Here is a 20052-nt window from a genome sequence, read left to right as displayed (position 1 = left end):
TACCAACCCGCACTGGATTTTTTGAGTCAAGTCGTTAAGCTACCCGTTCATAGTTAACAGGATACCCATGAACCATGCAAAACTCTTCAAACTTTTTCGCTTTGATTCTCTGTGTCATGCTAAGTGGCTGCCAACCGTCTAGCCCAGAGCAAACCAAAGCCCCAAAGTATCCTGAGGCGACTCCATCAGCACTCAAAGCGCATATCGAATTTTTAGCCAGTGATCTCCTCGAGGGACGAGACACAGGATCTCGCGGTTATGACATTGCCGCAAACTATGTTGTGTCGCATTTTATGCAATACGGTCTGACGCCAGCCGGTGATAACGGCAGCTACCTTCAGCAAGTTACCTTTCGTCAACGCCAGCTGGTCGTTGAGGAAACCACGTTTTCAGTGTCCGGAGATCAGTCATACACCTTGAGCCTTCCAAACGATTTCGTAACCAGCGGAAGCAGTATGGCAACCCAACAGAAAGTTTCGGCGCCACTTTATTTTGTTGGCTATGGCATTAGTGCTCCTCACCTCAATCACGACGATTACGCCGATATTGACGTGACTGGGAAAATCGTGGTGATCGTCAATGACAAGCCGAGCGCGTTACCGTCTGAAGAAGCTGCGCATTTTGTCTCTGGACATCAGCGAGCTCTTGCCGCGGCAAAACACGGGGCTGTTGGAATTATCTATTTACAGACCGAGCAGGGAGAGCAACGCTACAGCTTTGAGCGACTTAAAGGTCGTATTAACCGCCCCTCTCTCAATTGGTTGACGGGTGAAGGACAGGTTGGAAATTTAATTCCAGAAATAAAGGTTGGCGCACTCTTGAGTATCCAGGCTGCTGAAAAGCTGCTGTCTAAGGCACCCTTTAACTATGCAACCATCAGCCAAAAACTGACGGATCAAGAACCCTTACCTAAGTTTGAAGTTGGTATCACGGCCAACTTACAAGTCACCACCAAACACAGCGAAATCACTAGCCCTAATGTGGTAGGCATTGTTGAAGGAACAGACCCGCAACTAAAAAATGAATACGTTGTTTATTCTGCTCATCTCGATCACATCGGGGTGCATTCAGACTCAACATCACAAGAAGACGTCATCAACAACGGGGCTATGGACAATGCCAGTGGTACGGCCATTATGCTAGAAACGGCGCGTCTATTTTCTGAAAATCCACCCAAGCGCTCCGTTTTATTTGTCGCGGTAACAGGAGAAGAGAAAGGGTTACTCGGTTCAGATTACTTCGCTCAACACCCCACCGTGCCAATTGATCAGTTAGTTGCCAACATCAACTTAGATATGCCTTTGATACTGTACCCTATTGGCGATGTGATCGCTTTTGGTGCAGAGCACTCGACAATGAGCCGATACGTTCAAAATGCAGCCGAAAAAGTCGGCCTACAATTGTCACCAGACCCAATGCCTGAACAAAATATATTCGTTCGCTCCGACCACTATTCGTTTGTTAAACAAGGTGTTCCTTCGGTATTTTTAGTTCCTGGCTTTAAATCGTTAGATGAATCGATCGACGGCGGAAAAATCTTCCAGAAGTTTTTTCACCAGCACTATCATCAGCCCAGCGATGAAGCGACACTGCCGATTGATTACGAGGCAGGGGCTAAGTTTACTCAAGTGAACTACCTTATTGGAACGGAAATAGCCAATAGTGACAACCGACCTAACTGGAATGAAGGTGACTTCTTCGGCGATACCTTCGGTCAAAACAAATAGCCAATCGCCGACCTACTGACTTGGTAGCCGCCACATTTGGCCATATCCTGAAGAAGCTTCAGTGACGATATGGCCATCTGGGGTAAAGGCTACTGCCCAAACAATGGCGCCAGAAGGCTTCCATTGGTCTCGAGTTTTGACTTGCCATTGGTGCACAAGACTGCCGTTTTGAGTTGACCAAAGACGTACATCACGTCCAGGGGCTCCAGTCGCTAACAAGCGACCATCAGCCGAAAACGCTGCTGCGGTCATCACATATTCCCGCGGCTTTAACGCTAAGCTTACTCGCTCAACTCCCGACTCCAAATCCCATACGATGGCGTTACCGCGAGTTCCTGATGAAAATGCTAATCGGCCTTGCGACTCCAACCGAACTAAAGTAACTCGTGAATCGTGCTCAAACACATAGCGAGGCTGACCCGATTGAGTGTTCCACAAGACGACTCTTCCATCATAAGCGCCAGAGAATGCCCAAACTCCATTCGCCGACATATCAACGCTGGCAATTCGGTTGTTTCGATGACCGGTAAACTCCAAGCGTCTACCGGACTCCATATCGATATGGACCACTCGCCCGTCGCTGAGCCCCAGCAACACATATTTGGCTTTGTCAGAGAGAGCGGCAGAAGTAATGTCGGCAGGAGCTTGCCAGTACCCATAGGGCTTTCCTGATGTGGTATTCCAAATGACAAAGGTACTTTTATCGGCGGTCAAGGCACGAGAGCCATCGGGTGAGATGTCCGATACCGTAATTCCTGATTCAGGATCATCATTGTGACGCCACTGAAACAGCAGTTTATTTTGTTGCAGATCCCAGTAGCCAGCTTGATGGTTGACTGAAGCGACCAAAGCAAAGCGACCATCGTCCGAGAGCGACGCATCGTACATGCCTACAGCAGCATGAGGCCACTCTTCGACAGCCGATTCAGACGACTCACATCCCACTAAGAGCAGGCTGTTTATGAAAAATAAGGCGATAACCACTGTCGAATATGTGAAGCGTTTAATATTCACAGCAAGCTGGTTTGGCATTTGGCACATAACTGGTTAGACTGCAGGTCAAATTTTTAAATTAAATAATACTGTAGGGGAAAACTTGTGAAAAAACTAATACCACTTGCGGTTATCGGTGCACTTCTCGCCGGCTGCCAGCAAAATACAGAAACAAAAACAGACGCTAACGCAGAAGCCAAAACGCAATCAGCCAGTACCGCTGTTGAATTAAAAACCGACATTGCAAAGCAAAGCTATGCGATTGGCGCTATGTCGGCGCAGCGCATCAGTAGCGACGAAATGCTAAAAAAGATGAACATTGACTTTGAATTAATGGCCAAAGGCTTCGCTGATGGTTTAAACGGTAATCCTCAGTTAACAGAAGCGCAGGTTCAAGAACAATTGATGGCATTTCAAGGCGCCATTCAAGCGAAAATGCACGAAGAGCAATCAGCTAAGGTTCAACCTGAAAAAGATAAAGGCGCGGCACATATTGCTCAGTTAAAAGCAGAAGATGACAGCATCAAAGCGACCGAGTCAGGATTACACTACAAAGTAATTTCGACAGGTGACAGCGACAACAAACCGAAAGCCACCGATGTCGTTAAAGTTCATTACACAGGCACATTAATCGATGGAACTCAATTTGACAGCAGCGTTGAGCGCGGCGAGCCAATTGACTTCCCTCTTAATCGAGTGATCAAAGGCTGGACTGAAGGCGTTCAATTAATGAGCGTTGGCGATAAGTACCGCTTCTACATTCCTTCTGACTTAGGTTACGGTGATCGAGGCATGCCTCCTAGCATTCCTGGTGGTGCAACCTTGATATTTGATGTTGAACTACTGAACATCGAGTCTACTCAAGAAGCCGCAGAAAAAGAAGGCGACAGCGAGGTTCAATAGTAATGAGCGGCCAAAAACTTCTTACATTTCAACAGTTTTGGCCATATTACTTGGGAGAGCATCGCTCTCCCACTTGCCGAGCTTGGCACTACTTAGGAACGGCGGCATCGATTGCCGCGGTTCTTATTTTACTGGTCAGTCAACAATGGCAATGGTTTTGGTTAGTGCTAATCGCAGGGTACGGTCCTGCATGGATTGGCCACTTTCAATTTGAAAAAAACCGTCCCGCGACATTTCGTCATCCAGTCTGGTCTTTATTAGCTGACTATCGAATGTTTGGGTTTGCTTTAACGGGTCGGCTGCGTCAGGAATATCAAAAGTTTAATATCCCCTTCTCGCCCCAGCTCGATGATTAAGCGAGCCTCTTTGTTTTCTCGTTAAACAATCATGAAACTCGGCCACTCGAATGGCGTGCCCACTTGTCTAGCAGGATTTCGTTAAAACGACTATCGGCGACTGGTTAATACAGTCACTTTTTCTGGGCCTGACATTAACTCTGCCAGCTCTTGCGTCAGACTTTTACGCTCAGCGCTCTTATCCCACTGCTCCCAGTGTTGAATGGTGTCCCAAGCAGCGATGATGTAAATTCGGTTCGTATCGGCTTGATCAAAATAGAGCTCTCCGCCCATAAAGCCTTGCTTGCGCGCCGCTTCTTTTTTAGCACGACGAATCACTGTCGCATACTCTTCATAACAGCCGGGCTTCAATTGACGCTCAATTATCACTCGAATCATATGTTAACTCCAAACCCTATGGAACTTGCGAAACGACTCACTAATGGAATTCAGCAAGCGTATCAATCAACTGATCTTCAAGCTCTACGCGCGATGCAATGGCTTCACCCAGTTTAGACAAATCTTTGTCAAGCTGACTCATTAACTCTTCATTTGCCTGATCGTCTGAATATTTGTCGTTAAAGTCGACCACGATATCGGTTGTCTTGCTGATGCGCGGGAATACTTCTTCCAACAGCTGCAAAGACTGCGGTCCTTTCTTATCGCACAAGCTCACCACTTGTTCATAAACTTCAAAGTGACCCGCAGAGACATAGTCAATGAGTATATCGCAAAATTGATTAATCTGAGACTTGTCGGGAAGAACCTGATCTTTGCGCTTTCCAGTAAGTCGGCAATACAGCACCAGCAGTTCATTCCTTTCCGCTAACCAACGTGCAACGACGCTTGCGGTTCTCGAATCCTGTGCCACAGAATCCAGCATAACCCTCTCCCCGTCTTATACTTATAAATGTTTTAATGCTTGAAAACGACTTTGACTGGCCTCCCTGACGATCCGCAATCAAAGCGATACGATAAACTCAAGCACTACCTTTTTATCATATCCGCTTGATGTTGCAAAATTTTTCGTCATGCGTTGTCGTAAGATTTCATCTATTATGAACCCATGAGAAAAGAAAAATAAAACCGGACGAAGAATGCTGCGAAATTTTCGATTTGCCGCTTTGCAATATTGGGTATTTATTCTCTTTTGCGGATTATTACTGCTCCCAATACTGATTCAAAACGTCTTTAACCTAATTGAGTTTGATCAAGAGCGCATGCTTGAAGGCTATGTCTCGCACAAAGCCTTTGTGTTATCACTTATCGTTCTCATTTACCCACTGATGAGAGTGATTACATTACTTGGACAGCAGCAAACTCGCACGTCAGAGACTCGTCGTAATGTCGCAGAACTAATCGACCATGCCGCGGATATGATTTTAATCACTCGACCTAATGGGCAAATTGTTAACGCCAATCGTCGTGCTTGCGAGATACTTGGGTACTCGGTTGAACAACTCAAAAACATGCGTAACCTTGATCTTGATACCGAGTGTACTTTGTACCGAAATCCACGCATGCATCAACAGCTGTTTACCGGACAAACGGTGACTTTCGAGACCCATTATCAATCGCTTAAAGGCGAAAAAATTCCAGTTGAAAACCATGTTTCTATCGCCGGTTGGATGGAAGGAACCTACTACTTAGAAATTACACGAGACATCACTCGTCGACGATTAGTGGAGCAAGAATTACATGCTTCAAAAGAAGCACTCGAACGAGTTCGAAACCGGCTTGAAAGCCGAATGCAAGAACGCACACAGAAACTTGTTGAAGAGGTACAACGACGCGAATTAACGGAAAAGAGAATCTTCGAAATTCGTTTATTGCTCGAAAACTTAGTTAACTCGATGCCATCGGTAATCATCGCATTAAACGACAAACTGCGAGTAACTCAATGGAATTTAGAAGCGGAGAAAGTTTTCCATATTCCCGAAACACTGGCCGTTGGGCAAAACATCACTCACCTATTACCACGATTCAAATCTCATATTTTCTCTCTTATTCAACAAAGCGAGAAAGGTCGAAAATCCATTAAAGAATTCTTTGACGTTGAATTAGATGGAAAACAAGTAAAGTTTAACGTCATGTTGTATCCACTGAGCCAAACAACGGATTCTAACCTTCCAGGTGTGGTTATCCGACTGGATGATGTTACTGAAAAAGTGCAGTTTGATGAAGTTCTTGTACAAACTGAAAAAATGCTCTCTTTAGGAGGCCTTGCTGCTGGAATGGCACATGAGATCAATAATCCCCTTGGGGCCATTCTGCAAAGCACTCAAAATATTCTCAGACGACTTTCTAACAACTTTCCACGTAACCGAAAAATCGCTAAAACCTTCGAGTTAGATTTAGACGCAATGAGTGAATATCTAGAGAACCAACAAATAATCGAATCACTGGATGCAATCAAAGAAGCCGGCGAGCGCGCAGCTATGATAGTGGCTGACATGTTGAGTTTCGCTCGACCGAGCCACGGTGAAAGTGTGACTTTAAACCTTGTTGAAGAGATGAAAAGTGCCATTCGACTGGCAGAAAAAGACTATGACCAAAAACGCAAATTGGACTTTAAACAAATTTCAATTAAAGAGCATTACGCTTCAAACTTACCGCCTATTAAAGCTCAGAAGAATAAACTACGCCAGGTTCTTCTCAACCTTTTGATTAATGCCGCTCAAGCACTCGCATCACAACCTGATCAAAACACACCAACGATTAGCGTTAGTATCAGTCGCGATGCGCACGCAATTCGCATCGATATTGAAGACAATGGCCCAGGTATGGATGCCAATACACGCAAACGCGTTTTCGAGCCATTTTTCACAACAAAGCCAGAAGGTCAAGGTACTGGTCTCGGTCTGTCGGTTTCTTATTTTATTGTCACGGAACAACTAGCCGGCAGTCTCACTGTTGATTCAGATGTTGGTAAAGGCGCTCGATTTACTCTTCGCATTCCTCTTCCCGAAAGTAAGCAAAGAGAAAAGCAGCGCCAAACTTCAGAACAGCAATATCAACTGCCTTTAGATGAGATGTAACCCTCAGCGCTCTTTCAAAAAGGTTTACGGTTTTGCCAACGTGTCCATAGGCCAAATAAACTGAACAGTAGCATCACGCTGAAAATAATCACCATCCATTCTGGCATGTTCAGAGCTAAGAAAGACCACCCGTCTTGCTTAGCACACTCTCCAGAGCCTTTGAAAACTGTCTCGAGCATTTCCATAAATGGCAGTACATCCATTAAATAATCCAGAGCTGGTCCGCACGCTGGCACCAAGTGCTCTGGTAAATTTTGCAACCATACATGACGACCAGCAATGCCTACCCCAAGCCCAGCAACAAGCAGCGCTAAGAAAAAGAAAAAATATTGAAAGCCTGATTCAGGGCGAGGATGAAACAAAGCCTTGAGTAGAAAAACGGCTCCGAACACGATAACGACGATGCGCTGAAAAATGCACAAAGGACAGGGTTCCAAGTTCAGGCCATATTGAAAGTACAGCGCAGCCCCCATTAATGCGGCACACACCCCGGCAACGAAAAAACTGAACCATCGCTGATTAATGGTTTTTTGACAAACTTGGAATACACTCATTCTGATACTCTCTATGATCCATTTTCGGATTAAACCGACTGGTCACAGAGAATATCAAAGTGCTTTAAAAATACTAGAGCTATTAATGCTAAAAAATGTGTCCGTCACTAATGAGTGAAGACTGGCGCTAGCCCCCAACCCCAAAAAATAACGGTAATCGCCAACATACCAACCAATACACACATGCATACCGTAATGATCGAGCTAGCAAACAAAAAGCCTCGATCGCGGTCAATACCCATCATAATTGGCACCCCGTTATACAAGAGATAGACTGCCCACCCAATCGCGACTAATGAAAACAGCATGTCTAACCACAATATTGGGTACACACCAAGAATGCTGACTAAAAATAGTGGCGTGCAACTGTAAGCCGTTAAATTGACACAGCGCTTATACGACGGGTTTGCCCCGTAAGTCTTCGCCATCCATTGGACAAACCAAGCGAGCACTAAGACTGCCACAAGTATTGCTAAGTAAGCCGCTACCGATAATTGCAGCGCACTTTGTGGCGTTAACCGATACGTATCCGACATGCCCAGCGTCCAGCCTACATGGGTGCTTCCGACATAAGCAGCTGCAGGTGGCAACAAAGCCATGACCACGATGTACTTAAAGTAGGTTTTGAAAACTGAATCGTTCTTCTCGGAAATTTTTTGCCACTGTTTTTCAGGTTCATACAACAAACCAAAAGTATTGCGCAAAGACATGAACTTTCCTCTCGTTATATTAACTGGCTCTACATTTAAGCATATGCGTTTTTTGGTTATTTCACGAGCTGCAACGCAACAAAATCAATTGTTTCGGATCAAACTTTTAGCGATAAACTTGTCTAACGGACATTCCAGTGCTTTATAACTAACCGCCATAAACGTTAAGTTTTCTGGAATATTTACTTTTATTTCAAAAGGCGATCTCTTAACATCTCAAAACTGGGTCATTAAATGCACCCAATGGTACATTTGGAACGATTATAGACATGGAATGAGGGGTTGCTTATCTAAGCAACCAAGAGAGGTTTTCAAACAGGATGGTTTGAGCCACTTCAGTAAATTAAAAGGAATAGTCATGTTACCTAAAGCAGTTTATCAGTTGTTACCCTACTGTTATCTAACAATAGCTGTTGCGCTGATTGTTTTCACAGAACATCCACTAAGATGGTTACCAGGAATATTTTTTGCGTTATCAGGAATAATGGTCATGCGTTGGAGAATTCAGGCTCGTAAAGAGCAAGCCATCAACGAGACGGAATAAATAGCGGGTAACCTGCTCGTGCGCCTTATAGAGTTAACCTCGTCTTATCCTTCTTAAAGATTAAGTCGGTCTTGCTTGAAGATGAAGTCGGTCTTGAGAAATTAATCGGTTATTGAAAGGTAGAAATAAAAAAGCCTCAACGTGTGAGGCCAGTAAAGGTTTTCCAGTCTGCAAGACTCGGTTGCTCCGAGTTTCTTTGTATTCGCTAGCGCAGCAAAGTTATAACAAACCGCTATCTTGCTTGCAAACAATTTTTTACAACTTTTATTGTGCAATTGCACAATAAAAGTTGACCAGAGTACATTAACTATTTGAAGTATATAGCTTTTATCAATATTCTCTTTAAGAGATATTACTTGCCCTTTTTTAACGCATCCGCCAAAGCCATACCAAGAGCACCTTGCGGACCCTGACTGGGTTTCGATTGATTCCGTCCTTTTTTGGGTGTTCGAGCTGGCCTTTCTTTCGCCATCGGCGTGACAGCGCCTGCTGGCTCAGGACCAATCATCGATAATCCTATTCGACGTCGTTTAAGATCGACATCAATAACATGGACGCGCACTATGTCACCCGCTTTAACAACTTCACGTGGATTAGAAATAAATTTATCGGACATCATCGAGATATGCACCAAACCGTCTTGATGAACGCCAATATCAACGAAAGCCCCAAAATCGGTTACATTAGTTACAGTCCCTTCGAGCTCCATCTTTGGCTTCAAGTCTTCTAAATGCTCAACACCGTCTTTGAACTTAGCCATTTTAAAGTCACCACGAGGATCGCGTCCTGGTTTCTCAAGTTCTTTTAAAATGTCGTTGATTGTTGGTAATCCAAACTGCTCTGATACAAAGGATTCTGGGGTTAACTTCCGTATCACATCCGCTTTACCCATCACCGCTTCCACCGGCTTATCACCCAGTTGTGAGAGCATCTGTTCAACAACGGTATACGCTTCTGGATGAACCGTGGACGCATCAAGAGGATTTTCTCCGGCATGAATACGCAAAAACCCTGCCGCTTGCTCAAATGCTTTTGGGCCAAGGCGCTCAACATCCAACAACTGTTTACGACTGGCAAAACGACCGTGTGATTCGCGGAATGCAACAATGTTACCAGCCAAAGTTTTATTCAAACCGGATACTCGCGCCAATAATGGTGCAGAAGCCGTATTCAAATCGACACCAACGGCATTTACACAATCTTCAACGACAGCGCCCAAGGTTTTTGACAATTGGCTTTGACTAACATCGTGTTGATATTGGCCTACACCTATTGATTTTGGCTCAATCTTAACCAGCTCAGCCAGCGGGTCTTGCAGGCGACGTGCAATTGATACGGCACCACGGAAAGAAACATCAAGATCTGGGAATTCCAGTGCGGCCAACTCAGAAGCCGAATACACAGAAGCCCCAGCTTCACTGACCATAATTCGATCGAAGGTTAGTTCAGGATGCTTCTTCTGCAATTCACTGACAAGCTTATCGGTTTCTCTCGACGCCGTACCATTACCAATGCTAACTAAGTCAACTTTATGCATTTCACATAAAGTTGCCAGTTTGCGCAACGACTGATCCCATTGGTTTTGAGGGGCATGTGGAAAGACAGTGGTATGAGTTAATAGCTTACCCGTATCATCAACAACCACGACTTTAACACCGGTGCGCAGACCAGGATCTAGACCCATGGTTACTTTCGCTCCAGCGGGAGCAGCCATTAATAAGTCTCGCAGATTATTTGCAAAAACGTGTATCGCAGCGTTTTCGGCCATTTCACGAATTCGTCCAATCAGCTCAGTTTCAAAGTGCATATGAAGTTTTATTTTCCAAGTCCACAGCACCACCGTTTGCAACCAAGCATCCGCTGCACGGCCTTGATTCTCGATATTAAAAGCTTGAGCGATCATCATTTGGCAAGGGTTCGACGCTTGCTCATCTTCCAACAACTCTTTGTTCGGCACCAATTGCAACCCAAGTACCCCTTCATTTCGCCCGCGTAGAACAGCCAAGGCTCGATGAGACGGGATCTTGTTCAAGGGTTCTGAATACTCAAAATAATCGGAAAACTTTCGGCCTTCTTCTGCCTTGCCTTCGACCAAGGTCGATTTTAAGTAGCCATTCTCCCATAGATAATCACGCAACTTACCCAGCAGCGTTGCATCTTCAGCGAATTGCTCCATTAATATTTGGCGAGCGCCATCGAGCGCGGCTTTGGTATCGCCAATATTGTGCTCTGAATTCAAATAGCCCGCGGCTTCTGTTTCTGGATCTTTTTGCGGATCCTCTAATAACAGCTCGGCGAGCGGTTGCAATCCAGCTTCACGAGCAATCTGTGCCTTGGTGCGACGCTTAGGCTTATACGGTAGATACAGATCTTCCAGTTCTGTCTTAGTTTCAGCTTGAACGATTGACTGCTCTAACTCAGGCGTCAGTTTTTCTTGGTCAGCGATACTTTTTAATATGACACCACGCCGCTCCTCTAACTCGCGCAAATAACTCAATCGCTCGTCAAGACGGCGCAATTGCGTATCATCAAGACCACCGGTGACTTCTTTTCGATATCGAGCAATAAAGGGGACGGTCGCGCCTTCATCTAATAATTGAACGGCAGCGTCGACTTGTCGGGGTGAAACCGCAAGTTCCTCTGCAATACGCGTAGAAATCTGTTGCATAAAAAAGTTCCGAAGTTGCTGGGTAAATATTATTGTTTAAGTAACCTTCCCCATCGTGGGCGCTACTTTTCCTAGGCGCGCGATTATACCCAATGACGGAATTGAAAGGGAGCCGATGAGCGATTTATCCGTAAGAAATTCCAATAAATGGTTACATAAACGCGCTTGTGAACTAAGCTAAAACATTGATAGTATGAGAAAAATGGCAAGCCGAATGACCACTAGCTTTATTCACGAAAAAATTCATTCGCTAAAGAAGAAACAAAGATAACAATACACAGGAAGTCGCCATGACTGAAGAAACCCCCAAGATTTTAGTTGTCGATGATGACTTAAGATTGCGCAGTCTATTAGAGCGCTACCTCAAAGAACAGGGTTACATCGTAAGAACGGTTGCCAATGCCGAGCAAATGGATCGTTTTTTAGAGCGAGAAAACTACCATCTAATGGTACTGGACCTCATGCTACCCGGCGAAGATGGCTTATCAATATGTCGTCGACTACGCTCCTCTGAAAACCAAATACCTATTGTTATGCTAACGGCCAAAGGCGACGAGGTTGATCGAATTATTGGGTTAGAGCTGGGTGCCGATGATTATCTAGCGAAGCCATTTAACCCTCGAGAGCTGCTAGCCCGCATCAAAGCGGTGTTACGCCGTCGTATGAAAGAAATCCCGGGTGCTCCAAGCTCAGAGGAGAAAGAAATCACGTTTGGAGAGTTCAAACTGAATCTCGCGACGCGCGAAATGAGTCGTGGTGAACAAGTGATGAATTTAACCAGCGGTGAGTTTGCGGTTCTCAAAGCTTTGGTTTCACACGCTCGCCAGCCGCTTTCACGAGACAAGTTAATGAATTTAGCGCGCGGTCGAGACTACAGTGCATTAGAGCGAAGTATCGATGTTCAAGTATCTCGATTACGCCGCATGATCGAAGAAGATCCAGCGAAACCCCGTTACATTCAAACCGTGTGGGGTGTGGGTTATGTGTTCGTGCCCGATGGTGGCGCAGCGTAAAAGCACAATCGCTGCGCGGTTCAACGCGCAGCTAAAAATAGACAGTCTATGCGATTAATTCCTCAAGGTGCATTCGGTCGCACCGCACTCATGGTTGGCGGCTTGTTGTTTATCAATTGGGTTGCCTACTCATTTGTTACCGCATTTATCGTGGTTCAGCCCAACAGCGAAATCTTAATGAAACAGCTGGCGAACCAAATGAATACCATCGTTATTCACGAGCAAAATAACGTTTCGCCAAAAGTCATTGAAGCTTTTGAACGAGCCACTGGCATTGAGGTATTCGCCTTCAAAGAAGCGGTAGGCAATGGCCTTGACGGTGCCAAGCACTATAAAAGCTTATCGGACAAACTGTCCGAATACCTTGGCCAAGGCACCGAGCTTCGTATAGAAGAGTCCGACAAAGCCTACTATTGGATTTTACACCCTCAGCAGAAAGATATTTGGATCAGAATTCCCTCCATTCGCATTGATTACAGCTGGCTTTTCATTGTCAGTGCTTACTTGAGCATTATCTTCTTACTCAGCTCTCTGGGTGGCTGGTTATTCGCTCGACAATTGCATCGACCACTCAAGCGTCTTGAGTTAGCCGCAAGAGAAATTGGTCGCGGCGACTTCCCTGGTCGACTAAAAGAACAAGGCGCTCGTGAACTGGTCGCGGTCACCCGAGCATTCAACCAAATGGCGCAAGATGTACACCAGTTAGAAGAAGATCGAACACTTTTGCTGGCAGGAATTTCACACGATCTGCGAACGCCAATCACGCGCATTCGCTTAGCGTCTGAATTTCTCGGAGAACAAGATGAAGAAACGAAGAATGGAATTATTGCTGATACGGAAGATATGGATGCAATCATCGATCAGTTTATATCTTTTGTCCGAGACGGACGCGACGAGCCTGAACAATGGATAGATATCAACCAAATCATTGAACAGATTGTTGAAAATAATCAGTTACACCAACGAGATGTAACCGCCGACCTAAACCCTATCCCAAACTATCCTGTCAAAGTTTTAGCGATGAAGCGAATGCTTATAAACTTAGTCGAAAATGGTTTTCGCTATGGCCGACCTCCAATAGAAGTCGCAAGCTTCGAAGAGAAAAATAACATTATTATTACGGTTTCCGATCACGGTGACGGCATTGCTGATATGGATGTCGAACGCTTGTTTCAACCTTTCGCCCGTGGCGAGCAAGCGCGTACCGGCCGAGGTTCTGGCTTGGGACTTGCCATCGTTAAGCGTATCGTTGAATTACATCACGGCGAAATTTCATTACACAACTTGCCTCGCGGAGGGCTTCAAGCACGGTTGGTTTTTCCTATCCAATCGCACTAAGTCCCATCGCCTGCTTCGCAAGCCGTCGCTTTATTGAGGGTGATTGCTGCAATAAAGACACGCCTAGGTTTCTTATCATCGTCATTGGTAATGAAGGCTGGCTGTATATCCAATTGAGCGCGGTCATTGCTTTTTGCGTCATATGATTATCCGCTTTTCTAGCACGCTCATAGCGGCGCAACATGGCAAACGCCCCTACCTTATCAATGGACGTTTTAGCAGCCAAAGACACGCGTTGCGCAAGTTGTTCGGCGTCTTTAAATCCAAGGTTTACCCCTTGACCTGCCAATGGATGAATCGAATGGGCAGCATCACCAATCAAAGCCACACGGTCCTTGATGTAAGTTTCAGCGTGCCTTGCAACTAACGGGAAGGATTGGAGCTCCGATTGCAGTTCGATTGCACCTAACTCATATCCGAGCGCATTAGCAATTAATGATTGTTGCTGTTCTTTCGACAATGATAAAACGTCGGCAGCTTTGTCTTCCTGTAACGACCAAACAATTGAGCTGAGTTTTTCGTCAACTAAGGGTAAATAAGCGATAGGTCCGGTCTCTAAAAATCGCTGCCACGCAGTGAATTGATGAGATTTTTCGGTAGCTATCGTCGCGACCAACGCCTGTTGAAAGTAGTTCTTTTGATCGACCGCTATGCCTGCCAGCTCACGTACTTTTGAATGAACGCCATCGGCGCCAACTAAAAGCTTGGCATAACACTGACGGTTATCTTCAAAGGTTGCACAGATTAAGTCCGAGTCACTCTCTATGGCAACCATCGGACAATTCATCCACGTAATATTTGATTGCTCCGCCAAACGATCCATAAGCGCAGCTCGAATAACGCTGTTCTCAACGATATGGCCCAAGTTTTGAGTCGCCAACTCTTGTGCGGTGAAGGTTAGCTTAGAAGTACCATTGTGCTCCCATACCTCCATACGTTGGTAGGCAGACAAACGAGTCGATGGTATTTTTTTCCAACAACCAATGCGTTTCAGCATCTCTTCAGATTGTCGTGACAAGGCGCTTACACGATGGTCAATTTGCTCGTCTAACTGAGTGATTGAACTTCCTGGATTAAGCTCGACAATGCCTATGGATAACTCTTCTGGCAGTAACGCCGCGAATGCAAGACCAACCATGCCGCCGCCATTAATTAAAACATCGACTTGTTGTTTCATCGCCACTTTAATCCTCACATTGCTTTAATAGTCGCGCCGCCAATCCGTCACGTTTTGGTTGCCGATGGAGCTCCGACAGAGGAATTCCACGCGCTAGACCACTTAAATCATGTCGTTTGCCCATAGCGACTTCGGCGAGCCCATTGCGCAATATTGAGCACTTATCAAGCGCCAATAAGGCTAGATTTCGACCCAATGCCAAAGCAGGGTTGGTGTTTGAAAAGCTACGCACTAGCGTTTCAGTCATGGCCAAGGTTTCATCGATATCAGTTTGACGAGATTCCCAGTAAAACTCTAAACAGGTTTGGCTGCCATAATCTTCATTTAAATAACGCGTCATCGCTATCATTTCAACCAGTGCCGCGACATCGCGGATCCCTAAATTAAATCCTTGACCAGCAACGGGATGGCCGGTGTGAAGTGCGTTACCAACAAACACCAAACGCAGATCAAATCCTCTGAGTAAACGGCGCTGAGTCAACGGATAAAATTGCCTTTGACCCACCTTCATCATTCGCCCGACACGATAACCGAAAGCTTGCTGTAGCCGTTTCAGAAATTCCGAGTCGTCTGAGTCTCTTAATTCAGATACTTGCTCCGGCGCCACCGTCCAAACCACCGAGTAACGATCACGAACCAACGGCAGCAGAGCAATCGGTCCGTGCTCAGTAAAACGTTCATAAGCCCAGCCATTCGGCGGTTTATCGGTCGCGATATTCGCAATGGCTGCATATTGACCATACTCAAAACTTTGAAAGCCAATATGACTTCGCTGAGCCATTGGAGAGTGGGTGCCATCGGCTGCAACAATCAGTTTGCTACGAAGTCTTTTCGATTGATCAAGGTGATGAATGGTCAACTGAGCCGCCTGCGAACGGCATTGGTAGTCAGTAATTTCAGCCGGTACAAACTGGGTGATTGTCTCATATTGCTTCAGTTGCTCATGCAACTGCTGCCCCATCACTCGGTTCTCAACGACAAAACCCAATGCCGATTCACCGACGTCTTCAGCATGCATTCTGCAAAGACCCAGATGCCCACGGTCAGAAACATGAATATGTTCAATCGGAGCGACACTAGAGGCCATTGAACGCCAGACACCAAATTGCTCAAGCAGCTGTTTCGAGCCCAACGATAGTGCGATTGACCGATCATCAAAACTCGGCTGGCTAGCACCTTGAGGAAACGCTTCGACGATGGCAATTGATAAATTCAATGGTGCTAGGGCGAGAGCTAAGGTTGCACCAACCATTCCGCCACCAACAATAATCACATCAAAATCATGATCCTTGTTTTCGTTGCGACTTTCGCTTTGCATCCGAGTCAATCCTTCTTAGAAAGCTTTACATTGCTAATGAACTAACGGCAGCGACTGTTTTAAGCCGCCTTTTGCTGCGCCATGATCGCTTCTATTTCTTCGATTGTTTTTGGCACGCCATCAGTTAAGATATCATGGCCCGATGCGGTCACTAACACATCGTCTTCAATGCGAATGCCAATACCTCGATATTTCGCGGCGACATCGTCTGCATTAGCGGGAATATAAATAGCCGGCTCAACCGTCATAACCATTCCGGCTTCAAGAACGCGTGGCTGGCCTTCAATGGAATAGTCTCCAACATCATGCACATCAAGACCAATCCAGTGCCCGGTCTTATGCATATAGAAACGCTTATAGGCTTCCTCTTCAATCAATTGTGCGACATCACCTTTTAAAAGCCCTAGCTCAACCATTCCCTCAGTCAACACCGCTACTGCGGTCTCATGTGCTTGCATCCAATGGCTACCAGGACGAATCGTCTCAATGGCTGCGAGTTGAGCTTTCAATACTAGGTTATAAAGCTCTTTTTGCGGTTCAGAAAAGACGCCGCTAACGGGAAAGGTTCGAGTGATGTCAGAGGCGTACATTTGATATTCAGCGCCAGCATCGATTAACAATAAATCTTCTTTTTTTAACTTACTTTGATTTTCCGTGTAATGAAGAATACACGCATTATCACCACTCGCCACGATCGAAGAGTAGGCGGGGTAGCGGGCTCCTTGACGAGCAAACTCATAATGTAGCTCTGCTTCTATTTGCCACTCGGTCATACCCGGCTGACAAACATTCATCGCTCGTAAGTGGGCGTCAACCGCAATGGCTGCCGATTTACGCATCAACTTTATTTCTGCCGCTGACTTAAACAGTCGAAGCTCATGCAGTGCATGACGTAAGTCAACAAATTCTCCCGGTGGTTGGGCACCTTTTTTTACTTGCGCTCGAATTTTATTGACCCACCCCATGACTCGATTATCGAGTTCATTGTTTTTACCCATTTCATAATAAATGCGATGTCGGCCTTCCATCATTCCTGGCAAGATATCGTCAATATCATCGATGGGAAAAGCATCATCTGCAGCAAATTCATCACAAGCCGCTTCCGGACCAAACCGACGCCCATGCCAGGTTTCTTGCTCAAGATCTTTATCGTTGCAGAAAAGAACAAACTCGCCATGCTCCCGTCCAGGAATTAGTGCGATGACCGCATTTGGCTCAGGAAACCCCGATAAGTAATGAAAGTCACTGTCTTGTCGAAACATAAAGTGCGTATCGCGACTGCGCACCAACTCTTGAGCCGAAGCAATGATTGCAATGCTGCCGGGCTCCATGGTGTCCATCAATTGTTTTCGACGTCGAGCATATTCTTGCTTACTTATCACGTTTTCCTCCAGTTAAATTGGTTGAGTTAATGAATCGACGGTTTGGTTTGTTGCATTTGCTCAACGGCGTCATTAACCATCGATCGAGTTTCTAAATACACCACTTGCGCCGTCACTTTGACATGCTCTATCACGGTATACAAGGCTTGTTCCATCTGCTCATTTTCTTCGACTTCTAAATCGACCTTGGCTATTTCCATGAGGTCCTCAATCGCCTCATTCAGGTCATCGCTGGCTAATTTTTGTTCACCCACTTGCATGCCATATCCAAGCAAAAATCCTTGTGCCCACTCACTGGTATTATGCAAACGTTCCTCAATACTCGCAGACTCAGGAGGTAACAGCATATTCAATTCAAAAATGCTCGCCTCAAGTTGCTCACCTAAGTGTTGAACGTAGTGATCAAGAGCCGTCATCGCTTCTTGCGGAAACAGTTTCCCTTCATTTAAATGCTGCATGACAGGCACTTTCCAAGACTTTCCATTATTCGCCATACCACCGGCAAACAACCCACAAATCATGCCTTGTAACTCACTCGCCTGGGTTTCGCACTCTTGTTCGGCCAGAATATCTTCTAAATCATCAAAGTTTAATACGTTTGCAGTGGTCATAATTGCTCTTAATAGCTGTTTTAAGGTGATCCATTGTTGATTAGAACGATTATATCATTGACCCGAACCGCGCGTAGCTCTATATTTAAACCATTAGAAAAAACAACAGCTTGCTATGGAAAATTCAGAAATTTCTCAACTTGAAGGGCGCGTTGAGCAACTTTTAGAACGATTTCACCAGTTACAACAAGAAAATCGCTCATTGAAAGTTAAGCAAGACGAGCTGATCGCTGATCGAGCGCGTCTGCTTGAAAAGAATAAACTCGCCTCAGAGAAAATCGAATCCATCGTTACGCGCCTGAAATCAATGGGGTAATTGCACATGAGTCAGGAGCCCAGCAACTCAATCACATTACGAATTCTTGAACGAGAGTATCAATTCTCTTCACCGAAAAGTCAGCGTGACCAATTGGTCGAAGCCGCTCGATTCTTAGATGGCCGCATGCGAGAAATCCGCGACAGTGGTCGCGTGGTAGGTACCGAGCGAATTGCTGTCATGGCAGCGTTAAATCTAGCTTTCGAGCTGCTTAACGGTGGCGGAGACTCTGGCAAAGCGACCGTCGACACCTCACGTTTATCGCAATTGAAGTATCGAATCGAGGAAGTATTGGCATCCGATAGCCAGTTAGAGTTAACATAACACTTGGATGCAGCCTGGGGTGTTCGAAAGCGGAGAACGTCCTTGAGCCGATAATTTTTTCACCGGGGTTCGGGCTGTTATTGGTGTTGTGCAAGTCCGGCATGTACCGGGAAGCCTGATCCGATACCAAGATCCCCACCTAGAGCCATGGGTTCTAGGGCCAATACCTGCAACGGCATTCTGGGTGTGCATCCTTCTTAAGAACTTTTTCCTATGAACGCGACGTCATCAAGCAAACAATCCATTCGACAGCTCATTCGGGAACGACGACGAAATCTCTCTGCCGACCAGCATCGGCAGTACGCAAAACAACTGGCTAACTATTTGCCGTCGTACATTCTGCAAAAAAACATTCACCGGATTGGCGTTTTTTTAGCTCAAGATGGCGAACTAAATTTACAACCAAGCATTCAAAACCTGTGGAAGCATCAAAGATTCACGTTTTTGCCAGTTCTCAAACCATTACCTCCTAACCGTTTATGGTTTGCACCTTACTCTGCAACATCGCACTTAATACCCAATCGATTTAATATTCTTGAACCGAATGTCTTACCTAACCATATGATTGCCCCTAGTCAATTAGACTGCGTGCTCTTTCCACTAGTCGCTTTTGACTTAAACGGTGGTCGTTTAGGCATGGGAGGAGGTTTTTATGATCGGACGTTTGCGCACTTGAGAAAGGCGTCACAGCGACCAGTTTTTTACGGTGTCGCTTTAAATGAGCAACAAGTTGATACACTGCCTATCGAATCTTGGGACATACCTCTCGATGGAGTGGCAACCCCGAATGGCTTCATTGATTTCGCTGGAAATTAATTCGATGTTCAGTTGTTGACCGACCGGAAAAAGTAAAAACCCCGCGTAAAGCGGGGTAATCAAGTCACTGGTTCACAACGGCAATTTGAGTTTCTTGATGTTCCGGAGCAACGGTTTTCTTATCAACATCTTGCGATGTTCCAATGCTCGAAACAACGATGCCCAACCCCAGAACGGCCGCCAGAACAACCAGTATGTCTGGCTTTTTCTTCATGGTGCTCTCCAAACCCTACACAGGTTTAATTTTTTTTATTTATCGGAGATCCTTTAACGTGCTTTTTCTTC

The 20052-nt window shown here is 45.6% G+C and carries 21 protein-coding genes and 1 other RNA gene; 11 read left to right on the top strand and 11 right to left on the bottom strand.

The window, feature by feature from the left end:
• Window positions 1-74: 74 nt before the first annotated feature.
• On the top strand, window positions 75-1727 hold the full coding sequence (locus Q9312_RS13495; RefSeq protein ID WP_309201386.1) for a M28 family peptidase: 1653 nt from the start codon (window positions 75-77) through the stop codon (window positions 1725-1727).
• Window positions 1728-1739: 12 nt separating this feature from the next.
• On the opposite strand, the gene Q9312_RS13490 is transcribed toward Q9312_RS13495, so the two are convergent.
• The gene (locus Q9312_RS13490; protein ID WP_309201385.1) at window positions 1740-2759 is read right to left on the bottom strand and encodes a WD40 repeat domain-containing protein; all 1020 of its coding nucleotides are present in this window, start codon (window positions 2757-2759) and stop codon (window positions 1740-1742) included.
• 66 nt (window positions 2760-2825) lie between these two features.
• Between Q9312_RS13490 and bamJ the strand changes: the two genes are divergently transcribed.
• Together bamJ and Q9312_RS13480 are read left to right on the top strand one after the other, a co-directional pair.
• Window positions 2826-3623, top strand: coding sequence for a BamJ family beta-barrel-assembly machinery protein (gene bamJ / locus Q9312_RS13485; RefSeq protein ID WP_309201384.1), 798 nt, complete (start codon window positions 2826-2828; stop codon window positions 3621-3623).
• A 2-nt stretch (window positions 3624-3625) separates the two neighbouring features.
• Window positions 3626-3979: an Mpo1-like protein gene (locus Q9312_RS13480; RefSeq protein WP_309201383.1), complete on the top strand. Its 354-nt coding sequence runs from the start codon at window positions 3626-3628 to the stop codon at window positions 3977-3979.
• A gap of 90 nt (window positions 3980-4069) precedes the next feature.
• Here Q9312_RS13480 and Q9312_RS13475 read toward each other — a convergent pair whose 3' ends face one another.
• Window positions 4070-4357 (bottom strand): antibiotic biosynthesis monooxygenase family protein, encoded by a 288-nt coding sequence (locus Q9312_RS13475; RefSeq protein ID WP_309201382.1) that lies wholly within the window; start codon window positions 4355-4357, stop codon window positions 4070-4072.
• Between the two features lie 40 nt (window positions 4358-4397).
• The gene (gene rsd / locus Q9312_RS13470; RefSeq protein WP_309201381.1) at window positions 4398-4841 is read right to left on the bottom strand and encodes a sigma D regulator; all 444 of its coding nucleotides are present in this window, start codon (window positions 4839-4841) and stop codon (window positions 4398-4400) included.
• A 214-nt stretch (window positions 4842-5055) separates the two neighbouring features.
• On the opposite strand from rsd, the gene Q9312_RS13465 reads away from it, so the two are divergent.
• On the top strand, window positions 5056-6996 hold the full coding sequence (locus tag Q9312_RS13465; RefSeq protein WP_309201380.1) for a PAS domain-containing sensor histidine kinase: 1941 nt from the start codon (window positions 5056-5058) through the stop codon (window positions 6994-6996).
• 14 nt (window positions 6997-7010) lie between these two features.
• Here Q9312_RS13465 and Q9312_RS13460 read toward each other — a convergent pair whose 3' ends face one another.
• On the bottom strand, window positions 7011-7550 hold the full coding sequence (locus Q9312_RS13460) for a disulfide bond formation protein B (RefSeq protein ID WP_309201379.1): 540 nt from the start codon (window positions 7548-7550) through the stop codon (window positions 7011-7013).
• Between the two features lie 107 nt (window positions 7551-7657).
• Window positions 7658-8260: a Yip1 family protein gene (locus Q9312_RS13455; RefSeq protein WP_309201378.1), complete on the bottom strand. Its 603-nt coding sequence runs from the start codon at window positions 8258-8260 to the stop codon at window positions 7658-7660.
• Window positions 8261-8618: 358 nt separating this feature from the next.
• Between Q9312_RS13455 and Q9312_RS13450 the strand changes: the two genes are divergently transcribed.
• Entirely contained in the window at window positions 8619-8804 is a 186-nt protein-coding gene (locus Q9312_RS13450; protein ID WP_309201377.1) for a hypothetical protein, read from the top strand.
• Window positions 8805-9156: 352 nt separating this feature from the next.
• On the opposite strand, the gene Q9312_RS13445 is transcribed toward Q9312_RS13450, so the two are convergent.
• Entirely contained in the window at window positions 9157-11472 is a 2316-nt protein-coding gene (locus tag Q9312_RS13445) for a Tex family protein (RefSeq protein ID WP_309201376.1), read from the bottom strand.
• 290 nt (window positions 11473-11762) lie between these two features.
• On the opposite strand from Q9312_RS13445, the gene ompR reads away from it, so the two are divergent.
• The gene (ompR, locus tag Q9312_RS13440; RefSeq protein WP_309201375.1) at window positions 11763-12485 is read left to right on the top strand and encodes an osmolarity response regulator transcription factor OmpR; all 723 of its coding nucleotides are present in this window, start codon (window positions 11763-11765) and stop codon (window positions 12483-12485) included.
• A 48-nt stretch (window positions 12486-12533) separates the two neighbouring features.
• Window positions 12534-13823 (top strand): two-component system sensor histidine kinase EnvZ, encoded by a 1290-nt coding sequence (gene envZ / locus Q9312_RS13435; protein ID WP_309201374.1) that lies wholly within the window; start codon window positions 12534-12536, stop codon window positions 13821-13823.
• On the opposite strand, the gene Q9312_RS13430 is transcribed toward envZ, so the two are convergent.
• Genes Q9312_RS13430 through Q9312_RS13415 form a run of 4 tightly spaced genes read right to left on the bottom strand, consistent with a single transcriptional unit; the run spans window position 13807 to window position 18311 of the window.
• On the bottom strand, window positions 13807-15000 hold the full coding sequence (locus Q9312_RS13430; protein WP_309201373.1) for a UbiH/UbiF/VisC/COQ6 family ubiquinone biosynthesis hydroxylase: 1194 nt from the start codon (window positions 14998-15000) through the stop codon (window positions 13807-13809). The genes envZ and Q9312_RS13430 overlap by 17 nt on opposite strands.
• Before the next feature lie 7 nt (window positions 15001-15007).
• Window positions 15008-16318 carry a 2-octaprenyl-6-methoxyphenyl hydroxylase gene (gene ubiH, locus Q9312_RS13425; RefSeq protein ID WP_309201372.1) on the bottom strand — a complete coding sequence of 437 codons (1311 nt, stop codon included), beginning with the start codon at window positions 16316-16318 and terminating at the stop codon, window positions 15008-15010.
• A 59-nt stretch (window positions 16319-16377) separates the two neighbouring features.
• Window positions 16378-17700: a Xaa-Pro aminopeptidase gene (gene pepP, locus Q9312_RS13420; RefSeq protein ID WP_309201371.1), complete on the bottom strand. Its 1323-nt coding sequence runs from the start codon at window positions 17698-17700 to the stop codon at window positions 16378-16380.
• Between the two features lie 26 nt (window positions 17701-17726).
• A complete protein-coding gene (locus Q9312_RS13415) occupies window positions 17727-18311 on the bottom strand; it encodes a UPF0149 family protein (protein WP_309201370.1) in 585 nt (194 codons plus the stop codon).
• A 115-nt stretch (window positions 18312-18426) separates the two neighbouring features.
• Between Q9312_RS13415 and Q9312_RS13410 the strand changes: the two genes are divergently transcribed.
• From Q9312_RS13410 to Q9312_RS13395, 4 genes are all read left to right on the top strand, one after another.
• Window positions 18427-18627 carry a TIGR02449 family protein gene (locus Q9312_RS13410; RefSeq protein WP_309201369.1) on the top strand — a complete coding sequence of 67 codons (201 nt, stop codon included), beginning with the start codon at window positions 18427-18429 and terminating at the stop codon, window positions 18625-18627.
• A 6-nt stretch (window positions 18628-18633) separates the two neighbouring features.
• Window positions 18634-18951, top strand: coding sequence for a cell division protein ZapA (locus Q9312_RS13405; protein ID WP_309201368.1), 318 nt, complete (start codon window positions 18634-18636; stop codon window positions 18949-18951).
• A gap of 8 nt (window positions 18952-18959) precedes the next feature.
• A non-coding RNA gene (ssrS, locus tag Q9312_RS13400) (6S RNA) lies at window positions 18960-19141 on the top strand.
• 23 nt (window positions 19142-19164) lie between these two features.
• Window positions 19165-19767: a 5-formyltetrahydrofolate cyclo-ligase gene (locus tag Q9312_RS13395; RefSeq protein ID WP_309201367.1), complete on the top strand. Its 603-nt coding sequence runs from the start codon at window positions 19165-19167 to the stop codon at window positions 19765-19767.
• Window positions 19768-19831: 64 nt separating this feature from the next.
• Here Q9312_RS13395 and Q9312_RS13390 read toward each other — a convergent pair whose 3' ends face one another.
• Complete coding sequence (locus Q9312_RS13390; RefSeq protein WP_309201366.1) at window positions 19832-19981, bottom strand: hypothetical protein; 150 nt, start codon at window positions 19979-19981, stop codon at window positions 19832-19834.
• Between the last annotated feature and the right edge of the window lie 71 nt (window positions 19982-20052).

This window comes from Pleionea litopenaei (assembly GCF_031198435.1).
GTDB classification, from domain to species: Bacteria; Pseudomonadota; Gammaproteobacteria; order Enterobacterales; family Kangiellaceae; genus Pleionea; species Pleionea litopenaei.
This window is presented reverse-complemented; position numbering and strand designations above follow the sequence as displayed.

Coding starts and splice junctions, on each gene's coding strand:
- Q9312_RS13495 (WP_309201386.1), top strand. CDS start 75: ATGCAAAACTCTTCAAACTTTTTCGCTTTGATTCTCTGTGTCATGCTA.
- Q9312_RS13490 (WP_309201385.1), bottom strand. CDS start 2,759: ATGCCAAACCAGCTTGCTGTGAATATTAAACGCTTCACATATTCGACA.
- Q9312_RS13480 (WP_309201383.1), top strand. CDS start 3,626: ATGAGCGGCCAAAAACTTCTTACATTTCAACAGTTTTGGCCATATTAC.
- Q9312_RS13475 (WP_309201382.1), bottom strand. CDS start 4,357: ATGATTCGAGTGATAATTGAGCGTCAATTGAAGCCCGGCTGTTATGAA.
- rsd (WP_309201381.1), bottom strand. CDS start 4,841: ATGCTGGATTCTGTGGCACAGGATTCGAGAACCGCAAGCGTCGTTGCA.
- Q9312_RS13465 (WP_309201380.1), top strand. CDS start 5,056: ATGCTGCGAAATTTTCGATTTGCCGCTTTGCAATATTGGGTATTTATT.
- Q9312_RS13460 (WP_309201379.1), bottom strand. CDS start 7,550: ATGAGTGTATTCCAAGTTTGTCAAAAAACCATTAATCAGCGATGGTTC.
- Q9312_RS13455 (WP_309201378.1), bottom strand. CDS start 8,260: ATGTCTTTGCGCAATACTTTTGGTTTGTTGTATGAACCTGAAAAACAG.
- Q9312_RS13450 (WP_309201377.1), top strand. CDS start 8,619: ATGTTACCTAAAGCAGTTTATCAGTTGTTACCCTACTGTTATCTAACA.
- Q9312_RS13445 (WP_309201376.1), bottom strand. CDS start 11,472: ATGCAACAGATTTCTACGCGTATTGCAGAGGAACTTGCGGTTTCACCC.
- ompR (WP_309201375.1), top strand. CDS start 11,763: ATGACTGAAGAAACCCCCAAGATTTTAGTTGTCGATGATGACTTAAGA.
- envZ (WP_309201374.1), top strand. CDS start 12,534: ATGCGATTAATTCCTCAAGGTGCATTCGGTCGCACCGCACTCATGGTT.
- Q9312_RS13430 (WP_309201373.1), bottom strand. CDS start 15,000: ATGAAACAACAAGTCGATGTTTTAATTAATGGCGGCGGCATGGTTGGT.
- ubiH (WP_309201372.1), bottom strand. CDS start 16,318: ATGCAAAGCGAAAGTCGCAACGAAAACAAGGATCATGATTTTGATGTG.
- Q9312_RS13415 (WP_309201370.1), bottom strand. CDS start 18,311: ATGACCACTGCAAACGTATTAAACTTTGATGATTTAGAAGATATTCTG.
- Q9312_RS13410 (WP_309201369.1), top strand. CDS start 18,427: ATGGAAAATTCAGAAATTTCTCAACTTGAAGGGCGCGTTGAGCAACTT.
- Q9312_RS13405 (WP_309201368.1), top strand. CDS start 18,634: ATGAGTCAGGAGCCCAGCAACTCAATCACATTACGAATTCTTGAACGA.
- Q9312_RS13395 (WP_309201367.1), top strand. CDS start 19,165: ATGAACGCGACGTCATCAAGCAAACAATCCATTCGACAGCTCATTCGG.
- Q9312_RS13390 (WP_309201366.1), bottom strand. CDS start 19,981: ATGAAGAAAAAGCCAGACATACTGGTTGTTCTGGCGGCCGTTCTGGGG.